This is a genomic window from Stenotrophomonas thermophila, from assembly GCF_001499715.1.
In the GTDB taxonomy this organism is placed as follows: domain Bacteria; phylum Pseudomonadota; class Gammaproteobacteria; order Xanthomonadales; family Xanthomonadaceae; genus Stenotrophomonas; species Stenotrophomonas hibiscicola.
The window spans coordinates 343,393-363,939 of record NZ_CVIW01000012.1 but is presented as its reverse complement, the minus strand read 5'-3'; the positions used below and the strand labels follow the sequence as shown (position 1 = coordinate 363,939).

15 protein-coding genes are annotated in these 20,547 nt (G+C 67.9%); 8 read left to right on the top strand and 7 right to left on the bottom strand.

What is annotated here, in order from left to right:
• Positions 1–355: 355 nt before the first annotated feature.
• Positions 356–730, bottom strand: a complete 375-nt coding sequence (locus tag BN1263_RS08345; protein WP_058980486.1) for a DUF4124 domain-containing protein — start codon at positions 728–730, stop codon at positions 356–358.
• Positions 731–810: 80 nt separating this feature from the next.
• Between BN1263_RS08345 and pssA the strand changes: the two genes are divergently transcribed.
• From pssA to rimI, 3 genes are read left to right on the top strand one after another with little or no spacing between them, the layout of a single operon-like run.
• Entirely contained in the window at positions 811–1,587 is a 777-nt protein-coding gene (pssA, locus tag BN1263_RS08340; protein WP_019660986.1) for a CDP-diacylglycerol--serine O-phosphatidyltransferase, read from the top strand.
• Positions 1,584–2,093 carry a hypothetical protein gene (locus tag BN1263_RS08335; RefSeq protein ID WP_058980477.1) on the top strand — a complete coding sequence of 170 codons (510 nt, stop codon included), beginning with the start codon at positions 1,584–1,586 and terminating at the stop codon, positions 2,091–2,093. The genes pssA and BN1263_RS08335 overlap by 4 nt, the downstream gene beginning before the upstream one ends.
• Positions 2,090–2,587: a ribosomal protein S18-alanine N-acetyltransferase gene (gene rimI, locus BN1263_RS08330; protein WP_058980476.1), complete on the top strand. Its 498-nt coding sequence runs from the start codon at positions 2,090–2,092 to the stop codon at positions 2,585–2,587. Before BN1263_RS08335 ends, rimI begins: the two co-directional genes overlap by 4 nt.
• A gap of 66 nt (positions 2,588–2,653) precedes the next feature.
• Here rimI and BN1263_RS08325 read toward each other — a convergent pair whose 3' ends face one another.
• From BN1263_RS08325 to BN1263_RS08310, 4 genes are all read right to left on the bottom strand, one after another.
• Positions 2,654–3,475 (bottom strand): EamA family transporter, encoded by an 822-nt coding sequence (locus tag BN1263_RS08325; RefSeq protein WP_058980475.1) that lies wholly within the window; start codon positions 3,473–3,475, stop codon positions 2,654–2,656.
• A 79-nt stretch (positions 3,476–3,554) separates the two neighbouring features.
• Positions 3,555–6,383 carry a valine--tRNA ligase gene (locus tag BN1263_RS08320; RefSeq protein ID WP_058980474.1) on the bottom strand — a complete coding sequence of 943 codons (2,829 nt, stop codon included), beginning with the start codon at positions 6,381–6,383 and terminating at the stop codon, positions 3,555–3,557.
• 71 nt (positions 6,384–6,454) lie between these two features.
• Entirely contained in the window at positions 6,455–6,880 is a 426-nt protein-coding gene (locus BN1263_RS08315) for a DNA polymerase III subunit chi (protein WP_019660991.1), read from the bottom strand.
• Positions 6,881–6,962: 82 nt separating this feature from the next.
• Complete coding sequence (locus BN1263_RS08310; protein ID WP_058980473.1) at positions 6,963–8,441, bottom strand: leucyl aminopeptidase; 1,479 nt, start codon at positions 8,439–8,441, stop codon at positions 6,963–6,965.
• Positions 8,442–8,545: 104 nt separating this feature from the next.
• On the opposite strand from BN1263_RS08310, the gene lptF reads away from it, so the two are divergent.
• Together lptF and lptG are read left to right on the top strand one after the other, a co-directional pair.
• On the top strand, positions 8,546–9,628 hold the full coding sequence (lptF, locus tag BN1263_RS08305; RefSeq protein ID WP_019660993.1) for an LPS export ABC transporter permease LptF: 1,083 nt from the start codon (positions 8,546–8,548) through the stop codon (positions 9,626–9,628).
• Entirely contained in the window at positions 9,625–10,731 is a 1,107-nt protein-coding gene (lptG, locus tag BN1263_RS08300; protein ID WP_019660994.1) for an LPS export ABC transporter permease LptG, read from the top strand. The genes lptF and lptG overlap by 4 nt, the downstream gene beginning before the upstream one ends.
• Positions 10,732–10,910: 179 nt before the next feature.
• Here lptG and BN1263_RS08295 read toward each other — a convergent pair whose 3' ends face one another.
• A complete protein-coding gene (locus BN1263_RS08295; RefSeq protein ID WP_021203465.1) occupies positions 10,911–11,402 on the bottom strand; it encodes an RDD family protein in 492 nt (163 codons plus the stop codon).
• 56 nt (positions 11,403–11,458) lie between these two features.
• On the opposite strand from BN1263_RS08295, the gene xerD reads away from it, so the two are divergent.
• The gene (gene xerD / locus BN1263_RS08290; RefSeq protein ID WP_021203464.1) at positions 11,459–12,436 is read left to right on the top strand and encodes a site-specific tyrosine recombinase XerD; all 978 of its coding nucleotides are present in this window, start codon (positions 11,459–11,461) and stop codon (positions 12,434–12,436) included.
• Positions 12,437–12,536: 100 nt separating this feature from the next.
• A complete protein-coding gene (locus tag BN1263_RS08285; RefSeq protein ID WP_058980472.1) occupies positions 12,537–13,325 on the top strand; it encodes a DsbC family protein in 789 nt (262 codons plus the stop codon).
• A 121-nt stretch (positions 13,326–13,446) separates the two neighbouring features.
• On the opposite strand, the gene BN1263_RS08280 is transcribed toward BN1263_RS08285, so the two are convergent.
• Entirely contained in the window at positions 13,447–15,546 is a 2,100-nt protein-coding gene (locus BN1263_RS08280; protein ID WP_021203462.1) for a glycosyl hydrolase family 18 protein, read from the bottom strand.
• Positions 15,547–16,389: 843 nt separating this feature from the next.
• Between BN1263_RS08280 and purL the strand changes: the two genes are divergently transcribed.
• A complete protein-coding gene (purL, locus tag BN1263_RS08275; RefSeq protein ID WP_144435331.1) occupies positions 16,390–20,274 on the top strand; it encodes a phosphoribosylformylglycinamidine synthase in 3,885 nt (1,294 codons plus the stop codon).
• The last annotated feature ends 273 nt before the right edge of the window (positions 20,275–20,547 follow it).

Genomic DNA, 20,547 nt, shown 5'->3' with positions numbered 1-20,547 from the left:
CAACCGGACCCACCCCGCCTTCGACAGTTTCCTGCGAGCTGTCGGAATGGCTCCTGGGGTCAGATCCGTTTTCCGCAGGAAAACGGATCTGACCCCGGATTCAATTCGAGATCCGACAGATTTCATCCACGCATGGCGTGGATCTATTGGCCACCGGGAATCTGTCGGGGGTGGGGCGGTGTCGGATTGCGGGGTGTCAGCCGCATGGATGCGGCTGCCAAGCCTACATGGACGTACTTGCGGCGTCCCCGCAATCCGACACCGCCCCGCCATTCCACGGAATGCGCGCTTTTGACGTTGCCGTTGCCGTTGCATGCAGCCTCTGCAGGTGCAGGGCGCAGCCCTGCCGACCCCCTTAACTTGCCGGTGGGCAGTACGCCTTGATCGCGGCCTCCGCCAGCCCCTTCTGCGCGGTGCGCTGCTCCGGGCTCAACGGGGTATCGGCCTTGCCATCACCATCGGTGTCCTGCATCACCTGGCCGCCACCATCCAGCAAGGCCAGGTTGGCACGGGCGGTGCTGCACTGCTCGGGCACCGGTGCAGCCGGAGTCTGGCTGCTGGTTGCAGTCTGCGGGCTGCGCGCCTGCTCCCGGGTCTCGTACTTTTTGCCGGCCGGCGGGGTCTCCGAGTACTGGGTCACGCCATGGGCGTCCGTCCATTTATAGACCGGGCCAGCCACGGCGCTGGCACTGGCCAGCAGCAGGCATCCAAGGCAGGACAGGGCACGCATGGCAAACTCCGCGGAATGGGCGTAGAACGCCGATTGCAGCATTGGCGCCGAGCACTGGCAAGTCGATTAAACTGGATTCCATGGACCCGATCACACCGCCGCCGCGTTCGCGCACGATTTACCTGCTGCCCAACCTGTTCACCACTGCCGGACTGTTCGCCGGCTTCTACGCGATCATCGCCGCGGCCAATGGGGATTTCGTCAACGCCAGCATCGCCGTGTTCGTGGCGGCGGTGATGGATGGGCTGGATGGGCGCGTGGCGCGCCTGACCGGCACCAGCAGCGAATTCGGCGTGCAGTACGACTCGCTGGCCGACCTGGTCAGCTTCGGCATGGCTCCGGCGCTGGTGATGTATCACTGGTCGCTGTCGTGGCTGAAGTTCGACGATCCGCTGCTCGGCCGCGTTGGCTGGGCCGTAGCGTTCCTGTACGCGGCCTGCGCGGCACTGCGCCTGGCCCGCTTCAATACCCAGGTAGCGGTGGTCGACAAACGCTGGTTCGTCGGCCTGGCCAGCCCGGCCGCGGCCGGCCTGATGATGTCCTTCGTCTGGGCGTTCGCAGATGGCAACCTGGGCTGGGACGGCAACCAGCTGCGCTACGTGGCGCTGGCGGTGACGATCATCGCGGCGCTGCTGATGGTCAGCCGCATCCGCTTCTGGAGCTTCAAGGGCGGCGGCGCCAAGGGTACCCGTTCCGACCGCGTGCCGTTCCTGGTGCTGGCCCTGGTGCCGGTGGCCATCGCCATCGCGGTCATCGATCTGCCGCGCGTGCTGTTCGCGGTGGGCATCCTGTACGCCCTGTCCGGCCCGGTGATGTGGGCCGTGCAGCGCCTGCGCAAGAAGCCCGAGGCCGCGTGAGCCAGGACCTGCCCGTGCTGTGGTCACCGGCCCAGCAGGCCTGGCTGCAGGCCATGGGCTACACCGTCTATCACGACGGCCAGCTGGCCGCCGAGCTGGACGCCGCGCTGCAGCTGAGCGTGGCCGAAGCCGAGGCGGCCGCCGCGCCAGCGGTGGAGCAGGCGCGGGCACCCACCGCGCCCGCGCGCGAACCTCTGGCTGCGCCAACACCTGTTTCCCGGCAGGAACGCCAGGCGCCACCACGTCGCCAGACCCCGGTCAACGCACCGGATACCGCGCCGGCGGCGGCCCGCCCGCTGCCGGGCGGCAATGCCCGGCAGCCGGTGGTGCGGCTGCCGGATCGCCTGCAGATCGCCTTGCTGCGCGCGTCCGGCTGCAATCCCAATGATCCGGCCACGCAGGCGCTGATGGACAGCTGGCCGTTGGACCAGCTGCGCCAGGATCCCGCCGCCAAGCGCGCGCTGTGGCCGCAGCTGCGTGCCCTGCGCAAGCGGGGCGCACCATGAGTGCGGTCAGCCAGCCTGGTCCGGTCAGCCTGCGCGCGCTGCGCGAGAGTGACCTCAACGCGGTGATGGCGATTGAAGTACGCGGGTATCCGTTTCCGTGGACCCGCGGCATCTTCGTCGATTGCCTGCGTGCGGGCTATCCCGGCCTGGCCATGGAGCGCGATGGCCAGTTGATCGGCTATGGGGTGCTCAGCATCGCGGCCGATGAGGCACATGTATTGAACATCTGCATCGATCCGCTGGCGCAGTCGCGTGGGCTGGGTCGTCGACTGCTGCGCGCGCTGGTACAGCTGGCTGGCGACCGGGGGGCACAGCGTGTGTTCCTCGAAGTGCGTCCGTCCAATACGCCGGCGCTGGCGCTGTACCACAGCGAAGGCTTCAACGAGATCGGCCGCCGCCCGCGCTACTACCCGGCCGCACAGGGCCGCGAGGACGCGGTGGTGATGGCGATCGAGCTGGTCGATGGTGACCTGCAGGCGATGCCGCCGTTGTGACGGAGAAGGGTGCCGGCCAGCGGCCGGCACTACCGCTAGCCGCCAACCTTGGTTGGCACGCTTCTCTCACGCCATCCGCAGTGCGAGCACGCCACCCACAATCAACGCCGCTGCCAGCCAGCGCGCACGCGGAATCCGCTCGCGCAGCACGAATACCGAGATCAGCAACGCGAACAGGATCGAGGATTCGCGCAGCGCCGAGACCATCGCCACCGGTGCCTGGGTCATGGCCCACAACGCCATCGCGTAGGAGGCGGTGGTGCCGACGCCACCGGCCAGGCCCAGTGGCCAATGCTGCCGCGCATAGTCCAATACCGCGCCGCCGCGGGTGTACAACGCCCACAGCGGCAGCGGAATGCCCGACAGCAGGAACAACCACAGCGTGTAGCTGAGCGCGCTGCCGGACTGGCGCGCGCCGTGCGCATCGACCAGGGTGTAGGTGGCGATCATCGCCGCAGTCAGCAGCGGCAGGCGCAGCTGGCCGCCACGTGCACCCAGTGCCATGCACAGGATGCCGGTGCTCACCAGCACCACGCCCAGCCACGCCGCCGGGGGCAGTTGCTCGCCCAGCAGGGAGCCCGCCAGTGCAACCAGGATCGGCGCGCTGCCACGCATCAGCGGATAGGCCAGGCTCATGTCGACCCGCTGGTAGCAGCGGGCGACCAGCCCGTAGTAGGTCACCTGCAGCAGCACGGATGCAGCCAGCCAGGGCCAGCTTTGCGCGGCCGGGAACGGCAGGAAGGGCAGGGCCGCCGCCGACAGCAGCGCAGCGCTGCCGGTTACCAGCACGGTGCCGAGGAACTTGTCCGGCCCGCGTTTGACGATTGCATTCCAGCTGGCATGCAGTGCCGCAGCGGCGAGAACCAGCAGGAAGATGGAAAGCGGCATCCGGTGATGATGCCATGCCGGGAAAATGTTCCGGGTTTGGTGGGTGCCAACCTTGGTTGGCACCCACCAGGGCGAGGTGTTACAGCTTCGCGCGCTGTTCGCGCAGGCCGGCCAGCTGGGTGTTCCAGTCGGCCAATCGCACGCGCTCCTGCTCGACCACCGCCGGTGGAACCTTGTCGGTGAACCTGGCCAGCTTGGTTTCGCTCTTTTCCTGCTCGCCTTCCACGCGCTTGATCTCCTTGTCCAGGCGTGCGCGCTCGGCGTCCAGATCGACCAGGCCTTCCAGCGGCACCAGCAGCTTCAGCTCGCCCACGATCGCGGCGGCCGCCGGCGGTGCGCTTTCGCCTTCGGCCAGCCACTGGACGCTGTCCAGCTTCAGCAGGAACGACAGCGAGGCGCCGAAGCGTTCAATACGCACGCGGTCCTGCGCCAGGCCGGCCTGCAGGCGGAGCGGCACCAGCTTGGACGGCGCGACGTTCAGCTCACTGCGCACGCGGCGCACGGCACTGATCACCGCCTTCAGCCATTCCACGTCGGCCTCGGCCTGGGCGAAATCGCCTTCGAACTCGGCGGCGGTCGGGTACGGGCGCAGCGACAGCGTGGTTTCGGTCAGGCCCAGGCGCGGGGCCAGCTGCTGCCACAGCTGTTCGGTGATGAACGGCGTGAGCGGGTGCAGCAGGCGCAGCAGCGCTTCCAGCACGTACAGCAGGGTGTGGCGGGTGCTCTCGGCATCGGCGGCGTCGGCGCCGTTCAGCGCCGGCTTGCTCAGTTCCAGGAACCAGTCGCAGAACGCGTTCCAGGCGAACTCGTACAGGCACTGCGCCAGCAGGTCGAAGCGGTAGGCGGCGAAATGGCCCTGCGCTTCGGCGGTGGTGGCGGCCAGGCGCGCGAGGATCCAGCGCTCGGCATCGGTACGCGGCTTCGGCACGCCGGTGAACGCAGCGCCTTCGGTGTTCATCAGGGCGAAGCGGCTGGCGTTCCACAGCTTGTTGCAGAAGTTCTTGTAGCCCTCGGCGCGGTTCATGTCGAACTTGATGTCGCGGCCGTGGGTGGCCAGCGCGGCGATGGTGAAGCGCAGCGCATCGGCACCGTGGGCAGCAATGCCGTCCGGGAATTCCTTGCGGGTGGCCTTTTCGATCTTCTCCACCATCTTCGGCTGCATCAGGCCGCCGGTACGCTTGGCGACCAGGTCGTCGATGGTGATGCCGTCGATGATGTCCAGCGGGTCGAGCACGTTGCCCTTGCTCTTGGACATCTTCTGGCCCTGGCCGTCGCGGATCAGGCCGGTGAAGTAGACGTCCTTGAACGGGATCTTCCCAACCAGGTTGTCGGTGGCCATGATCATGCGCGCCACCCAGAAGAAGATGATATCGAAGCCGGTGATCAGCACCGACGACGGCAGGTAGCGGTCGAAGCCACGCTCGGCCATGGCCTGCTCATTCGGCCAGCCCAGGGTGGAGAACGGCCACAGCTGCGAGGAGAACCAGGTCTCCAGCACGTCGCTTTCCTGGTTCAGCACCACGTCGCTGCCGAGGTTGTTCTTGGCGCGCACTTCCTCTTCGCTGCGACCGACATAGCAGCTGCCGGTGGCGGCATCGAACCACGCCGGGATGCGGTGGCCCCACCACAGCTGGCGGCTGATGCACCAGTCCTGGATGTTGTTCATCCAGTGGCGGTAGGTGTTGATCCAGTTCGGCGGCACGAAGGAGATCGAACCGTCCTCGACCAGTTCCAGGCCACGCTTGGCCAGGCCGTCCATCTTCACGAACCACTGGTCGGTCAGGTACGGCTCGATCACCTGGCCGGTACGGTCGCCGCGCGGCACCTGCAGCTTGTGCGCCTTGGTCTCGATCAGGATGCCCAGGTCTTCCAGTTCGGCCAGCACGGCCTTGCGCGCTTCATAGCGGTCCAGGCCCTGGAAGCGCTCCGGCGCGTTTTCGTTCAGCGCTGCCACCGGCGTGAAAAGGTTGATCATCGGCAGGCTGTGGCGCACGCCCACTTCGTAGTCGTTGAAATCATGCGCCGGGGTGACCTTGACCACGCCGGTGCCGAACGCGCGGTCCACGTAATCATCGGCGATCACCGGCACGCGGCGGCCGGTCAACGGCAGCACCACGTTCCTGCCGATCAGGTGCGCGTAGCGTTCGTCTTCCGGGTGCACCATCACTGCGGTATCGCCCAACAGGGTTTCCGGACGGGTGGTGGCGACGACCAGGTAGTCGCGGATTTCGCGCAGGGTTTCCACGCCATCGGCATCGCGCTCGACGTGCTCGTAGCTCAGGCCTTCATCCAACGTGTAGGCGATCGACCACAGGAAGCCGTCTTCCTCGGCGCTCTCCACTTCCAGGTCGGAAATGGCGGTCTTCAGCACCGGGTCCCAGTTCACCAGGCGCTGGCCACGGTAGATCAGGCCCTGCTCGTACCAGCGCACGAAGGCTTCGTTGACCGCCGCCGACGGCTGCGGGTCCATGGTGAAGGTGCTGCGCGACCAGTCGGCGGAAGTGCCAAGTCGGCGCATCTGGCGCTCGATGGTGTCGCCGGACTGCTGCTTCCACTCCCAGACCTTGCCGATGAAGCCTTCGCGGCCCAGCGAATCGCGCGTCTCGCCCTTGCCCTCCAGCGCCAGGTTGCGGCTGACCACCATTTCGGTGGCGATGCCGGCGTGGTCGGTACCGACCTGCCACAGCGTGTCGTAGCCGCGCATGCGGTGGTAGCGCACCAGCGCGTCCATCAGGGTCTGCTGGAACGCGTGGCCCATGTGCAGGGTGCCGGTCACGTTCGGCGGCGGCAGCAGGATGGTGTACGGCTCGCCCGTGCCGGACGGCTTGAAGTGGCCGGCCTTCTCCCAGGCCTCGTAGAGGTCGGTCTCGAAGGCCGTCGGGTCGTAGCTGGAGGCGAGTTGGGTCATGCGGGGGAACCAGGAGGTAATCGTTGAAGGATCAGGGCGCAGCGGCGGCCCATCAAGGGCCCGGGGCGCGCTTACATGTCGTGCTTGTTCAGGTCGTAACCGGCGGCCTTGTACTGGCGCCAGCGTTCGCGCAGCGGTTCGCGCGCTTCCGGGTCGGCCGGAACCACTTCCAGCACGCGCTCGCACTGGCCCAGCCAGGGCTCGTCGCGCAGGTTGATCACCAGCGGACGCACCGGTGCCTCGGTGCCGGGCACGGCGATCAGCACCAGGGCTTCTTCCTCGTCCATGTCTTCGCCGGCAATCTGGTGCGGGATGTAGGCATCGTTGTCGAACGCCCACAGCAGTTCGTCCAGCTCCTCGGCCTGGGCCTGGTCGCGGGCCAGCACCAGGGTGAACAACCCGGCGTCGTTGGCCTTGCGCGCCAGCTCGCAGACCAGGCGCAGGGGCTCGGTCAGGAAACGGGGCTTGGCGATCAGGTAGAAGTCGGCGCGGGGCATGGCAGGGTCCGGGTCAGGCAGGGTTCCGGCGGTGCCGGGCGAGGCCCGGGCCGGCGTCTGCCGGCCGGGGTCGGGTACGGCATCAGGCGCGGGCGGCCTGGTCCAGCAGCCACTGGCTCAGCAGGCCCACCGGGCGGCCGGTGGCCATGCCGCGCTTGCCTTCATCGCTGGCCACGCCGGCGATGTCCAGGTGGGCCCAGCGCTGGCCTTCGGCGAAGCGCGACAGGAAGCAGCCGGCGGTGATCGCACCGGCCCAGCGGCCGCCGATGTTGTAGACGTCGGCGAAGGTCGAATCCAGCATCGGCTGGGATTCGTCCCACAGCGGCAGGCGCCAGGCGCGGTCGAATACCTGCTCGCCGGCGGCCAGCAACTCGTTGGCCAAGTCGTCGTGCTTGCTCATCAGGCCGGCGGTCTGGTGGCCCAGGGCGACCATGCAGGCACCGGTCAGGGTGGCGACATCGACCAGCGCCGCCGGCTCGAAGCGCTGCGCGTAGGTCAGCGCATCGCACAGGATCAGGCGGCCTTCGGCGTCGGTGTTGCCCACTTCAATGGTTTTGCCCGACATCGAGGTGATCACGTCGGACGGGCGGTAGGCGTTGCCATCGATGGCGTTTTCAACGGCCGGCACCACCACCACGAGGTTCAGCGGCAGCTTGGCCTTGACCGCAGCGACGAAGGTGCCGATGACGTTGGCGCCACCGCACATGTCGTACTTCATTTCCTCGATGCCGCCCTGGGTCTTCAGGTTGACGCCACCGGTATCGAAGGTGATGCCCTTGCCGACCAGCACGTAGGGCTTGGCGTCGCCGCCATTGTTCCACTTCAGCACGACCAGGCGCGGGCGGTTGGCCGAGCCACGGGCCACGGCCAGCAGCGAGCCCATGCCCAGCGCTTCCATCTGGTGCTCGTCGAGGATCTCGGCTTCGGCACCGTCATGCTCGCCGGCGAACTTCACGCCCACCTCGGCCAGGTAGGCCGGGGTGCAGTAGTTCGGCGGCAGGTTGCCCAGCTCGCGGGCGAACTCGACACCGGCGGCGATGGCCTGGCCCTGGGCCAGGGCCTGCGCGTCGTCACCGGCGATGGCCAGCTGGGCCAGGCCGGCGTCGTCGGCCTTCTTCTTGCCCAGGGTGGCGGTGTAGCGGTAGGCGGCGTGATCGGCGGCGATCACCGCCTGGCGGATCGCCCAGGCCGCGTCGCGGTCCTTCACCGCCACTTCGGACAGGGTGAACAGTGCGCTGCGGGCAGCGCCGGCCTTCAAAGCACGCACGGCGTCGCCCACGGCCTTCAGGTACTGCGGCACGCCGAAGCGGGCGGCGTCGCCGAGGCCGACCACCAGCACGCGCGGCGCGCTCACGCCCGGCAGGTCGTGCAGCAGGGTGGTGGCGCCGGTCTTGCCGGACAGGTCGCCACGCTGGGCCAGGGCGGCCAGGCGGCCACCGCTGGCGGCATCCAGCGCCTGCGCGGCCGGGGTCAGGGTATGGTCGGCATACGCGCCGACCACCAGGCAATCAACGGTGGCGGCGGCCGGAGCAACGTGGTTCAGGGTGAATTCGAGGGCCATTGAGCAGATTCCATTGGCGAGTCCGTACAATCGCAGGCCGTTTACGCCCAGACAGTAGACTGGGCGGCACCGCGAACGAACCCCAGAGTTTAAACCACCGCCCCATGCTGAAGCTCGACCGATACCTGCTGGGCGATTTCGTCCAGAGTTTCCTGGCTACCCTGATCGTCCTGCTGGTGGTCAGCGTGGGCGGCGTGCTGGTGGACATCCTCGGCAACATCGCCGACGGGCGCCTGCCGGCCAAGCTGCTGTTCTCGCAGCTGGGCCTGCAGTTCATCGCCTACCTGCCGCTGATCCTGCCGCTGGCGCTGATGCTGGGCCTGCTGCTGGCCATCGCCCGCCTGTACCGCGACTCGGAGATGGCGGTCATCACCGCGATCGGGGTAGGCCCAAAGCGGCTGCTGCGGCCGCTGCTGATGCTGGTGGTGCCGGTGGTGCTGCTGGTCGGCGCCTGCTCGCTGTGGCTGGGCCCGTGGGCCGGCCGGGTGGCAGAGCAGATGGTCATCGAGGCCAACCGCAGCGTGCTGATGGCCGGCCTGGAGCCGGGCCGTTTCACGCCGCTGCCCAACGGCGGCGTGGTCTACCTGTCCTCGATCTCGCCCGACGGCACCCAGCTGGGCAAGGTGTTCCTGCAGCGGCAGAAGGATGATCGCCTGGAAGTGGTTTCGGCCAACAGTGGCCGCATGTACTTCGAGGGCACCCGCCAGCGCTTCCTGGAACTGGATGATGGCCACCAGGTGGAAGGGCCCGTGGCCGGTGGGCTCGACTACCGGCTGGCGACCTTCGCCCGCAATGACGTGGCCCTGCCCGACGGCGCACAGACCCGCACCGAGGACGACCCGGAACTGATGCCGACCCTGAAGCTGATCGGCGATGCGCGCCCGCAGGCGCAGGCGCAGCTGCACCGTCGCATCGCACCGCCGCTGATCGCGCTGGCGTTCGCCCTGCTGACCGTGCCGCTGGGCCGCAGTTCGCCGCGGCAGCAGCGCTATGGCCGCATGATGCTGGCCCTGATGGCCTACATGGTGGGTACCAACCTGATGTTCATCGGCAGTGGCTGGATTGCCAACGGCAAGATTCCGGCCGCGCTGGGCCTGTGGTGGTTGACGGTGCCGCTGCTGGCGCTGGCGATCTGGATGTATGCACGTGATGGCCGCCTGGGCCACCCGAAGGGAGCCCGCGCATGAGGCTGCGCCCGATGCGTTTCGACCTGTACCTGGGCCGGTCGGTGTTCACCACGGTGCTGCTGACCTGGGCGGTGCTGGTCGGCCTGGACGTGGTGATGGCCTTCTCCGGCGAGTTCAAGGACATCGGCAAGAACGGCTATACGCTGGGCCATGCCGCCGCCTGGGTGCTGTACACGGTGCCGCGCCGCGCCTACACCATGTTCCCCACGGCCGCGGTGATCGGCGCACTGATGGGCCTGGGCCAGCTGGCAGCGACCTCTGAACTGACCGCGCTGCGTGCACTGGGCCTGTCGCGCAAGCGCCTGAGCGTTTCGGTGGCGATCGCGCTGTCGCTGCTGACCGCGGTGATGGTGCTCAGCGCCGAGACGCTGGGCCCCTGGGGCCAGGACCGCGCCGATGCGCTGAAGTCCAGCGCCAAGTGGGGCCGGGATATCGCGACCAGCCGCTACTCCGGCCTGTGGGCACGCGAAGGAGATACCTTCCTCAACGCGCAGAGCGGCGAGGAGCAGCTGGTCGGTGACAAGGGCACCCGCCTGATCCTGCGCGACGTGCGTCTCTACCGCATTGCCGGGAACGGAGGGATCGCCTCGTTGACCCATGCCGCCACCGCCGAGCACGACAAGGACGGCTGGGTGCTGACCGGGGTGCGTCGCGACACCTTCGGCGAGCGTTCGGCGACCCGCCAGGAAGTGGCGCGCGAGCCGTGGAACTCGAATCTCGATGCGGCGGCACTGGCTACCGGCATCGCCAAGCCGCGCAACCTGAGCGTTGCCGAGCTGAGCACCAGCATTGCCTACCGCCAGCGCAACGGGCTGGATGCGCGCGATTTCGAGGATGTCTACTGGAGCCGCTGGTTCTACCCGGTGAACGTGCTGGCACTGTGCCTGGCGGCGGTGCCGTTCGCGTTTGGTTCGCTGCGCAGCGGCGGCATGGGCAAGCGCCTGTTCCTGGGCATCCTGTTCGCGCTGGGCTTCTGGCTGCTGCAGCTGTTCTTCGGGCGCATGGCCGGCGCGTTGAAGTTTGACTACCGCATTGCCTATGCGTTGCCGCCGATCGTGATGCTGGCGGTGTCCGGACTGTTGTTCCGGCGCAAGTCGGGCTGATTCTGCTAGCGCGGGGCCATGCCCGGCGCTACCGGGGCAATCCACCGCTTCGGCATCCGTGCCAGGACCACCAGCATCCCGGCCCAGCGTGCTGGATTCTGTAGAGCCGAGCCCATGCTCGGCTGCTTTTTGCGCACCGCCTGCCAGCCGAGCATGGGCTCGGCTCTACAGGTCGTGCATCACCGTTTCGGCATGCGCACCAGACGGGTGCCGCTGGCGCGGTCGTGCCAGGTCAGGCGTTGACGGTCGACCCACGCCCACCAGAATCCCAGCCCGCCCAGCAGCAGTGACAGCGTACCTACCGCAAAGCGCAGCCACAGCTGGTTGCGCCGCAGTGGCGTGCCATCGCTCGATTGCACTTTAAGCCGCCATGGACGCATGCCAAGCGTCTGTCCGCCGCGGCGCCAGCTGGCCGTGGCGTACCACCCCGTGATCGCCCAGCACACCGCCCACAGCAGCCACTGCCAGGCACTGAATGGCGCGATGTTCTCGCGTTGCGCGTGGCCGCTGAGGGTGTAGGCGAGGGTGAACAGCGTGCCGGCGAGCATCCACAGTGCCAGCACCGGCAGTGCGTCGTAGACCATTGCCAGCATGCGCCACAGCAACAATGCGCGCGGATGGGGCATTTCGGTAGCAGCGGCAGAGGCCGTGTCGGTGGCAGGCTGGGACATGCGTCGAGCATACGCAAAGCTGGCCGTGCCCGCAGTGGCCCCCGTATCCTGCACGCATGGCCCATGTTTCCACCCCCGCCGAACGCCGCCAGCTGGTCCAGCAACTGCCCGAACTGCGCGCCGACGACAGCGCACGCATCCAGCGCTTCCTTGATGCGATCTGGGCCGAGAACGGCCTGGCCCGCGCCACCCTCGACAGCTACCGGCGCGATCTGGAAGGGCTGGCGCGCTGGATGGATGGGCGCGACGGTGGCCTGGCCGGCATCGAGCGCCCCGGACTGTTCGAGTATCTGGCCTGGCGCACCCGGCATGGCTGGTCGCCGCGCAGCAATGCGCGCCTGCTGTCGGCGTTGCGGGCGTTCTTCGCCGATGGCGTGCGCCGCGGCGAACGCAGCGAGGATCCCAGCGCGCTGCTCGACCCGCCGAAGTTGCCACGGCTGCTGCCCAAGGCGCTGGCCGAAAGCCAGATCGACGCGCTGCTGGCAGCGCCCGATACCGACAGCGCATTGGGCCTGCGCGATCGCGCCATGCTGGAACTGATGTACGCCGCCGGCCTGCGCGTGAGCGAGCTGGTGCTGCTGCCCGCGACTGCGGTCAACCTGCGCCAGGGCGTGCTGCGGGTCACCGGCAAGGGCAGCAAGGAACGGCTGGTGCCGTTGGGCGAGGAATCCCAGCACTGGCTGGAGCGCTACCTGCAGCACTCGCGGCCGCAGCTGGTCGGGAAGGGCAAGGTGCAGGCGCTGGCCGATGGGCAGACGCCGTTGTTCATCGAGCCGTCGCTGCATGCGCTGACCCGGCAGGCGTTCTGGCACCTGGTCAAGCGCCATGCGCAGGTGGCCGGCATCGACCCGGCGCGGATCAGCCCGCACGGCCTGCGCCACAGCTTCGCCACCCATCTGCTCAACCGTGGTGCCGACCTGCGCGCGTTGCAGATGCTGCTCGGCCACAGCTCGCTGTCCACCACCCAGATCTACACCCTGGTAGCGCGCGAGCACCTGCAGAAGCTGCACGCCCGCCACCATCCGCGCGGCTGAGCAGGCCCCTGAATCCCGGCCACAAACCATGGGCGGTGCCGCTGTCCGGTACCGCCGGCTGTGTCAGAATCCAGGGTCTTCTTCTGTCGCGGATCGTTCCATGCTCCGATTTGCCATCGCCGCCGTGTTCGGTGCGCTCAGCCTGACCGCCTGCGCCCAGCCGGCCCCGCCGGCCGCCAAGGCGCCTGCTGCTGCCGCTGCGGCCAAGGCCGCCCCCGCCGCCAACGCGTCGGCCGACCAGGCGGTACGTGCCGCGTTGACCGCGCTCAATCCCGGTTTCCAGGTGGATTACATCGGTGCCGCACCGTTCCCGGGCTTCCGTGAAGTGGTGGTCTCCGGCCAGCTCCTGTACGTGTCCGATGATGGCCGTTACCTGTTCCAGTCGCAGCCTTACGACACCCGTGCCAAGGGCCCGGCCAACAGCGAAGGCCTGCTCGGCTACCGCCGCGATCTGCTGGCCAAGGCCAACCATGGCGACCGCATCGTGTTTGCCGCACCGAACGCCAAGTACACCATCAGCGTGTTCACCGACATCGAATGCGGCTACTGCCGCAAGCTGCACCAGGACATCGCCGAGCTCAACCGCAACGGCATCTCCGTCGAGTACCTGGCATTCCCGCGCATGGGCCTCGGCAGCAAGGACTACACCGACATGATCTCGGTCTGGTGTGCAGCTGATCGCCGCCAGGCACTGACCAACGCCAAGCGCGGTGGCAGCGTGCCGGCAAAGAACTGCACCAACCCGGTGGCGATGCAGTACGCACTGGGCCAGCAGCTGGGCGTGAACGGCACGCCGGCGATCTTCGCGCCGGACGGCACCCAGCTGGGGGGCTACCTGTCGCCGGCACAGCTGCGTGCGGCGCTGGAAAAGCTGTCGGCCAAGCGCTGATCGCCGTTGACCTTTTCCTGTAGAGCCGAGCCCATGCTCGGCTGCGCAACCATCAGCCGAGCATGGGCTCGGCGCTACAGATCAGAGGCCGGGGGCGCAAAATGCGCCCCCGGCTTTTCCCTTATTTCAGGCCATCACTGACCGCCTTGGTCAGCGTGCCCTGCGCATCGTCACCGCTGAACTCCCAGACGAACGCGCCGCCCAGGCCCTGGGTCTTCACGTAGCCCATCTTGCGGGTGATGTTGGCCGGGGTGTCGAAGCTCCACAGCGTGCTGCCGTTGTAGATCCAGGTGGCACCTGCGGTGTTGTCGGTGTAGCCCGGCCACGCCAGGTTCTTCAGCACCTTCCAGTCTTCGATGCCGGCTTCATACGTGCCCGGGGCAGCGCCGGTCGCGGTCTGGTACAGGCCGTTGTTGGCGTTGGCCACACCGGTCCAGCCACGCCCGTAGTAGCCGATGCCCAGGTTGAGCTTGGCCGCGGGCACGCCGCGGCTGATGAAGGCCTCGATGGCGTCGTTGCTGTTGTACAGCTTCTGGTCGCCGGTAGACGGATCATTGGGCGAATCGAACAGCGCCGACTGGTGATTGGTCTTCGCATCCCACGCGCCGTGGAAGTCGTAGGTCATCACGTTGATGTAGTCCAGGTACGGGTGGTACGCGGCCGGATCGGTGACGCGGATCTTGTCGATGCCGGCGCCCACCGCCACCGTCAGCAACAGGCCCGGACGCACCGCATCGAGCTGGCGGCGGAACTCGGCCATCAGCGCGGTGAAGTTGGCGTTGTCTTCCGGCTTGCCGCATTCGATGCCGCAGGCCACCGGGTATTCCCAGTCGATGTCGATGCCGTCGAACACACCCAGCGCGGCACCGGCACCACCGGCACCGTCGGTCACTGGCAGATTGCCCTTGATGTACGCGTCGATGCACGAGGCGACGAAGGCCTGGCGGTTTTCCGGGCGCGCTGCGCTGGAGAAGCCGCGCGACCAGGTCCAGCCACCCAGCGAGATCAGTACCTTCAGGTTCGGGTACTTGGCCTTGAGCTGCTTGAGCTGGTTCCAGTTGCCGCGCAGCGGCTGGTCCCAGGTGTCGGCGCTGCCGCTGACACTCTCGGCGGCACTGAAGGCCTTGGTGTAGTCGGCGAAAGCATCGCCACCGGCACCGCTGTTCGGATCCGAGGGTTGGGTGACGCCCACTTCGCAACGGTTGTTGCGCACGTTGCCGAACGCGTAGTTGATGTGGGTCAGGCGCGCGGCCGAACCGCTGCTGTCGATGTTCTTGACCCGGTAGTTGCGGCCGTAGATGCCCCACTGGGTGAAGTAACCGATGACCCGCTTGCCGGTGGTTCCGCCGTCGCCGGCCAGCGTGGTGGCGCTGATCTCGGTGCCCTGCGCTGAGGCATTGCCGGCATTGTCGCGGGCGCGTACGCGATAGCGGTAGGTGGTGGATGCAGTCAACCCGCCATCGACGTAGCTGGCACTGGACGGTGAACCGACCAGGCTGCCGTTGCGGTACACGTCATAGCCGGCCACGCCGCTGCCACCGGTGTTGTCGGTGGACGGGCTCCAGCTGAGCGCGATGCTGTTGGCGGTACGGGTGCCGACCGCCAGCCCGCCCGGCACGCTCGGCGCGGTGGTGTCGCCGCTGGCGGCGTTGACGGTGATGGTGATGGTCGCCGTGCTGGTGGTGGCGTTGTTGTTGTCGGTGGCCACCGCGCGCAGGGTGTGGCTGCCGGCGCTGGCGTTGGCCCAGCTGGCCGCATACGGCGCACTGGTGGCCACGCCGAGCGTGCTGCCATCGCGGAAGAACTCGACCTTGGCGACGCTGCCGTCTGGATCACTGGCGGTGGCGGTCACGTTCACCGTGCTGCCGGCACTGAAGGTGGCACCGTTGGCCGGCGAGGTCAGGCTGACCACCGGCGGCTGGTTGGCGCCGCCGCCATCGCAGGCGCCGAGGTTGGTGTAGTAGGGCGCGCCGGCCGGATGGTCCGGCGGCGCGTTCCAGATGTCCTGGTTCGCCCGATAGAGGACGCCTCCTTTCTGCAGGGTATCGCCGGCCCGGTAGATCTTGGCCTGGTCCCATTCGGCCACCCCGGCACAGCTGGCGGCCTGCGCCAGGCCGGGCAGGACGGCGGCACCGGCGGCCAAGGCAAGCAGCCAGGCCAGGCGGCGGGGACGACAGCTTCGGGTCGAACGTTCGGCACTGCGCACAATCGGGTCGTACATGGGTAAGTCTCCGATCAAAGGGCGCGCGGGCCCCGATGGCGCCGCGCGTGACGCAGGTCCGGGCGTCGCCCGGGAAGGCGACGGGTGGGGCCGGACGGAGGTACCTGGGAGGCCGGGGAGAGAGTCCGGCGCCAGGTGGGGACAACGTTGTCATCAATCGCGTGGTCAATCCGTGAGCAAGCGCATGGTTCCGGGATTCGGATGGAGAGCGGCGCTGCGCGGTCGGCGGCCATCGGCGGAGCCCCTCGTGGCTGGGGCTTTCCGCGAACAGCGGATTTCTGGGGGGGGGCCGGGCGGGTGGGCTGCGCAGGGGACGCTGCAAGTACGTCCATGTAAGCTCGGTCGCCGCATCCATGCGGCTTACGCCCCTGCGCAGCCCACCCACCCGGCCACGGACAGTTTCCTGCGCCGCCAGCCACGAAAGACAGAACAAAAAATCAAAATCAAAAGCAGAAGCCGGTCGCTGCGCTCTCCTATGCCTGATTTCTGATGTTCCCTGGTTGCCGGCCAGCGGCCGGCACTACCGGGGAGCATCCACGCATGGCGTGGATCTACCGCAGATCGCGGAAATCTGTCGGAGGCGGGGTGGGTCCGGTGGCGGGGGTGTCCGCGGCATGGATGCCGCGGCCAAGCCCCCAGGGACGGGTTTACGGCGTCCCCCGCCACCGGACCCACCCCGCCATCCCACGGGAACCCCGCTTTTGCTTTGGCCGTTGCCGTTGCTGTTGCTGTTGCTGTTGCCGTTGCCCTGGCCTCGGCGGGGGGCGGGGGCCGCCCGGCCAGAGCCCTTCCCCCGCTTCCGGTACAATGTCGGGCCCGTTTCCCAACTACGGTTCCCCGGACATGATGGTCCTCGAGGGCGCGCCCGCCCTGTCGCCGTTCCGCCGCGAACGTCTTGAATCCCGCCTGCAGTCCATCGCTCCCTCCCTGCGCATCAGCGGTGCCTGGCACGTCTACTTCGTGCAGCCCGAAGGCAGCGCCGCCCCCGACCTGACCACGCTGTGCCGCATCCTCGAAGCGGCGCCGCAGGCCGAAGCCGTGGCCGAAGGCGCAGTCAGCCGCATCGTGGTGCCGCGCCTGGGCACGCTGTCGCCGTGGTCGAGCAAGGCCACCGAACTGGTCCGAGGTGCCGGCCAGCCGGTCAGCCGGGTCGAGCGTGGCCTGCGCATCGACGTGCAGGGTTGGCCGGCCGATGCCGCCGCCCAGCAGGCGCTGGTCAAGGCGCTGCACGACCCGATGACGCAGTCCGTGCTGGAGACCGTGGAACAGGGCCAGGCGCTGTTCTCGGCACCGGCCCGGGGTGAACTGGAGCGCGTGCCGGTGGACCAGCTGGAGGCCGCCAACCAGCGCCTCGGCCTGGCCATGGCCCAGGACGAGATCGACTACCTGCGCGAGCGTTTCACTGCGCTGGGCCGGTCGCCGTCGGACGTGGAACTGATGATGTTCGCGCAGGCCAATTCCGAGCATTGCCGCCACAAGATCTTCAACGCCAGCTGGACCATCGACGGCCAGGAGCAGGACCGCTCGCTGTTCCGGATGATCAAGAACACGCACCAGCAGACCCCGCAGCACACGCTCAGCGCGTACAGCGACAACGCCGCGGTGATTGAAGGCCATCCGGCGTCGCGTTACCGCCCGGATCCGGCCAGCGGCGAGTACCGCCGCGAGCCGCAGGTGCCCAGCGCGTTCCAGATCAAGGTGGAAACGCACAACCACCCGACCGCGATCGCGCCATTCCCGGGCGCCTCGACCGGTGCCGGTGGCGAGATCCGCGACGAAGGCGCGACCGGCCGCGGCGGCAAGCCCAAGGCCGGCCTGACCGGCTTCTCGGTTTCGCACCTGCGCATTCCGGAACTGCCGCAGCCGTGGGAGGCGCCGCGCGCGCTGAACCCGCGCATGGCACCGGCGCTGGAAATCATGACCGACGGCCCGCTCGGTGGCGCGGCGTTCAACAACGAGTTCGGCCGCCCGAACCTGCTCGGCTACTTCCGCAGTTTCGAACTGCCCGAAGGCGCCGATCTGGTGCGCGCCTACGACAAGCCGATCATGCTGGCCGGTGGCCTCGGCGCGATCGACCGCGTGCAGGTCGACAAGATCCCGCTGCAGGCCGGTGATGCGGTCATCGTGCTCGGTGGCCCGGCGATGCTGATCGGCCTGGGTGGCGGTGCCGCCAGTTCGGTGGCCTCCGGTGAAAGCGCCGAGGACCTGGACTTCGCCAGCGTGCAGCGCGACAACCCGGAAATGGAACGCCGCTGCCAGGAGGTCATCGACCGCTGCGTGGCGATGGGCGCCGACAACCCGATCAAGTTCTTCCACGATGTCGGCGCCGGTGGCCTTTCCAATGCCATCCCCGAACTGCTGCACGACTCCAGGGTCGGCGGCGTGATCGATCTGGGCAAGGTGCCCACCGATGATCCGTCGCTGTCGCCGATGCAGCTGTGGTGCAACGAATCGCAGGAACGCTACGTGCTGGGCGTGGCCCAGGAGCGCCTGGCCGAGTTCGCCGCGCTGTGTGCGCGTGAGCGCTGCCCGTTCGCTGCGGTTGGCGTGGCGACCGCCGAGGAACATCTGGTGGTGGCCTATGGCGCCGTGCCGGGCCACACCCCGGCCGACGCACCGATCGACCTGCCGATGGACGTGCTGTTCGGCAAGCCGCCGAAGATGCACCGCGACACTGCGCACCCGCCGGCACCGCGCTGGCCGGCGCTGAAGACCGGTGGCCTGGATCTGCAGGAAGCCGGCCTGCGCGTGCTCGCGCACCCGACGGTCGCCTCGAAGAACTTCCTGGTCACCATCGGTGATCGCAGCGTCGGCGGCCTGACCGCGCGCGAACAGATGGTCGGCCCGTGGCAGCTGCCGGTGGCTGACGTGGCGATCACCCTGGCCGACTTCGACGGCGTCGCCGGCGAAGCGATGTCGATCGGCGAGCGCACCCCGCTGGCCCTGCTCGACGCCGCTGCGTCGGCACGCATGGCGGTGGGCGAAGCGCTGACCAACCTGTGTGCGGCCCCGGTCGATGCGCTGGATGAAATCAAGCTGTCGGCGAACTGGATGGCCGCGGCCGGCCATCCGGGCGAAGACGCACTGCTGTACGACGCGGTGAAGGCGGTGGGCATGGAACTGTGCCCGCAGCTGGACATCAGCATCCCGGTGGGCAAGGACTCGCTGTCGATGCAGGCGCAGTGGCACGACCAGGGCGAGGCGCACAAGAGCGTGTCGCCGGTGTCGCTGGTGATCTCGGCGTTCGCGCCGGTCGCCGACGTGCGTCAGCAGCTGACCCCGCTGCTCGACCGCGACGTGGACAGCGAGCTGTGGCTGATCGGCCTGGGTGCCGGCAAGCAGCGCCTGGGCGGTTCGATCCTGGCCCAGGTGCACGCCGACCACGGCGACCTGCCGGCCTTCGCCGGTGCCACTCCGGACCTGGACGATCCGCAGCGCCTGCGTGGCTTCTTCGAGCTGATCCGCGATGCGCGCCAGTCCGGCCTGCTGCTGGCCTACCACGACCGCAGCGACGGCGGTGCCTTCGCCGCGTTGTGCGAGATGGCCTTCACCTCGCGCCTGGGCCTGGACATCACCCTCGATGCCTGGGGTGACGATCCGTTCCGCAGCTTGTTCAACGAAGAACTAGGTGCGGTGGTGCAGATCGCACGCGAAGACCGCGCCGCGTTTGCCGACCTTGTCGAACGCCATGCATTGACCGAATGCGCGCAGCGCATCGCCAAGCCGACCACCGCACCGATGGTGCGCGTGTCGCTGGGTGGCGAAAACCTGGCCGAATGGCGCTGGGAAGCGTTGTTCGACGCGTGGTGGTCGGTTACCCACGCGATGCAGAAGCGCCGCGACAATCCGGCCAATGCCGACGCAGAGCGCGAGGTGGCACGTGCCTTCAACGCACCGGGCCTGAAGCCGAAGCTCAGCTTCGATCTCAACGAAGACGTGGCCGCACCGTTCATCAGCAGCGGTGCGCGCCCGCGCGTGGCCGTGCTGCGCGAGCAGGGCGTCAATGGCCAGATCGAAATGGCCAACGCCTTCGAACGCGCCGGCTTCCGCGCCTTCGACGTGCACATGAGCGACCTGATCGAAGGCCGCGTGGCGCTGCAGGACTTCACCGGCCTGGTGGCCTGTGGTGGCTTCAGCTATGGCGACGTGCTCGGTGCCGGCCGTGGCTGGGCTACCTCGATCCTGGAGCGCAGCGCACTGCGTGATGCCTTCGCCGCGTTCTTCGCACGCGAAGACAGCTTCGCGCTGGGCGTGTGCAATGGCTGCCAGATGATGAGCCAGCTGAAGAACATCATTCCGGGTGCCGAGCACTGGCCACAGTTCCGCCGCAATGCCAGCGAGCAGTTCGAAGCCCGTACCGCACTGCTGGAAGTGGTGGAGTCGCCGTCGATCCTGCTGCGTGGCATGGCCGGCTCACGCCTGCCGGTGGCGGTGGCGCATGGTGAAGGCCAGGCAGTGTTCGACACGGCCGTCGACCAGGCCGCGGCCCGCGTCTCGCTGCGCTACATTGATGGCCATGGCAACGTTGCCAGCCAGTATCCGCTGAATCCGAATGGTTCGCCGGATGGCATCACCAGCCTCACCAGCAGCGACGGCCGGGTCACCATCATGATGCCGCACCCCGAGCGCACCCCGCGCGCGCTCAACATGAGCTGGGCGCCGGCCGAATGGCAGGGTGATTCGCCGTGGATGCGCATGTTCCGTAACGCACGGGTGTGGTGCGGCTGATCGCAGCATTGCGCGCACGGCGCAATGCCATCGCGTATGGAAAACCCGCCGCGTTGCCGGCGGGTTTTTCTTTGCGCGCGCGAAACCCTTGTCGCGCCCGCTAGTTACATCGATTTTCATGCGCCAGCAGTTCGTCACGTGTGCATAACGAAGTTCTTTTATAAACACGCGAAATGGTGAACTGCTTCACGGCAATAGGATTTGCCGTGTCAAAGTCTTGACGATCTGCAAAGTTGCCGTTAACACTTGAAGCCCGTTTCAGAATCATTCATT